This is a genomic window from Rhizobacter sp. P1_G5, from assembly GCF_056405435.1.
Genome location: NZ_JBFUCB010000870.1, coordinates 1 through 1,928, shown reverse-complemented (window position 1 = coordinate 1,928; position 1,928 = coordinate 1). Strand labels below are relative to the sequence as shown.

The 1,928-nt window shown below is 69.4% G+C and carries 3 protein-coding genes; all 3 read right to left on the bottom strand.

What is annotated here, in order from left to right; genetic code table 11:
* A partial coding sequence (locus tag AC1D12_RS32135) for a hypothetical protein (RefSeq protein ID WP_477845209.1) occupies window positions 1–184 on the bottom strand: 184 nt, incomplete at its 3' end.
* Between the two features lie 7 nt (window positions 185–191).
* A complete protein-coding gene (locus AC1D12_RS32130; RefSeq protein ID WP_477845208.1) occupies window positions 192–989 on the bottom strand; it encodes a hypothetical protein in 798 nt (265 codons plus the stop codon).
* A gap of 21 nt (window positions 990–1,010) precedes the next feature.
* On the bottom strand, window positions 1,011–1,928 hold a 918-nt coding region (locus AC1D12_RS32125), incomplete at its 5' end, for a PAAR-like domain-containing protein (RefSeq protein ID WP_477845207.1).

The following is a 1,928-nucleotide window of genomic DNA, read 5'->3' as shown; positions in this document are numbered from 1 at the left end:
GCACGATCCACTCGGCGCTGGCGATCAGCAAGGCCAACCTGGCCTTGCCGGTCAGCAGCGGCAAGCGTTCGTCGGCCCCGGCGTCGGTCAGGTAGTACGCGTCGGACTCCCAGGCGTCCCAGGCAAAGGGGTAGTCATCGACGGCGATGCCGGCGGCGGCGAGGTAGTCGCGTGGTGGGCTCATTCGGATCTCACGGGGAGGGTTGGCGCGGGGCGCCGAGGCGGTACGGTTCGCCGTCGAAGCCGAGGCGCAGCATCTCCTGCGGCGAGCGCAGGTAGCGGTTGGTGCTGCCGTCGAGGCGGGCCAGGAAGCGGGCGGCCAAGGCCTCGCGCTGCGCCGGCTGGTAGTCGAAGCCGGGATCGAGCAGCTCCGGCGGCAGCGCCGGGCCGCGATGCGCGGCGATGAAGCGCTGCCAGTCCTCGGGGTTGTCGAAGTYGTTGCGGGAGTGCGCCGGCCCCTGCGGTGCGTGGGCATGCTGTTGCACCCGCGCGATGGCCAGCTCGAACCAGTCGACGAAGGCCGGGCGTTCGGCCTGCGGCATGACGTGCTGCACCACGTGGGCAGCGTGGAACGTCTCCCGGACCGGGGCGTGGATGCTGTCCCAGTACGTGGCCCGGTCCATCCCCTTCCACAGGTACACCGCCACCTCCAGCAGCGCCGACAACGCCGGCGGCGCATCCGGCGCCGTGCGCACGCTGCCCGCAGAAGGGTCTGCGTAGCGCCAGTCGACCTGGTACGCGAACGCCGCCTCGGCCAGCTCCAGGCAGGACGCCGCCTCGGCGGCGGCATCCATGAAGCGCACGGCGGCCCAGGACAGCAGCCCGGCGCACAGGCTCAGCTGGCCGCACAGCGTGGTGTTGTCCAGCTTGCGCAGCAGCGGCGTCACCGCGTTCGCCGGCCCGCAGTGCTGCTGCGCGCCGCGCCACGCGAAGTCGATCGGCGCGTGACGGATCGACGCGGGAATCCAGGGTGGCAGGCGGGCAGGCATGGGCGCTGGAGCGAGGTGGGGTCAGCTGCAGGCGGTGGTCGGCGGGCAGGTCGGCTTCTTCATCTCCAACTGGCCCTCCTTGTTGCGCTCGCACAGCCAGATGTCCAGGCAGCCGGCCTCCTCGATCGCGCAGATGAGGTGCGCGCAGCTCTGCTTGCAAGGCGACTCCTTGGTCTGCCCGTTCGCCGGCCCACCCGGCCAGTCGATGGCGAGCAGCAGCGATCCGCCATTGGGCTGCGGGTGGGTCAGGAAGATCTCGTCGATGATCTTGGGCTCCGCATGCGCCGGGTAGTTGGGCGTCATGCCTTCGTAGCTGTGGTACTGGAACGGCGTCTTCTCGCGGCCGGATCCGAAGCACGCCATCGTGCCGTGCGTATCCCGTTCGATGGGGTCGTAGTCCTGGCCCTTCGCCTGCGCCTTGGCCTGCTTCTTCAGCTGCGATTGCGGGATGCTGGGCTGGAAACTGGCGTAGTCGCGTTGCGCCGGGGTCATGCTCAGGCGCTTCTCCTTGGTGCTCACGCCCACCGCCCAGCCATTGCCGAGGCCGCCCTTGCTGCTGCCGCGCACATGTTCCGCGGTGCCGCTGGAATCGCGAAACACGCCGTGCGTCACGGTCTGGCTCTTGTCGAGCTGCGGGTTCGCCTTGCGCGCAGCGGCATTCTTGGTTTCGAGCGCTTGGCAGTCGGTGCCGAAATCCGGCGGCCCCTTCTCGGCCATGCTGGCCCCGGTGGCACCGCCCGAGGGGTTGCCGTGGTTGTGCGTCGTCAGGTCCATGAAGCGGGTGGCATTCGCGCCCTCCACCATCACGTCCATCGACCAGGCGGCGAACTTCATCGGCCCGGTGATGTTGTGCGAGACGACGTTCATGCCGAAGCTGCGCGTCGCCGCCTCGTCGCCGGTGCTCTTGCTGTAGGTCGAGCTGTTCTTCTTGCCCACCTC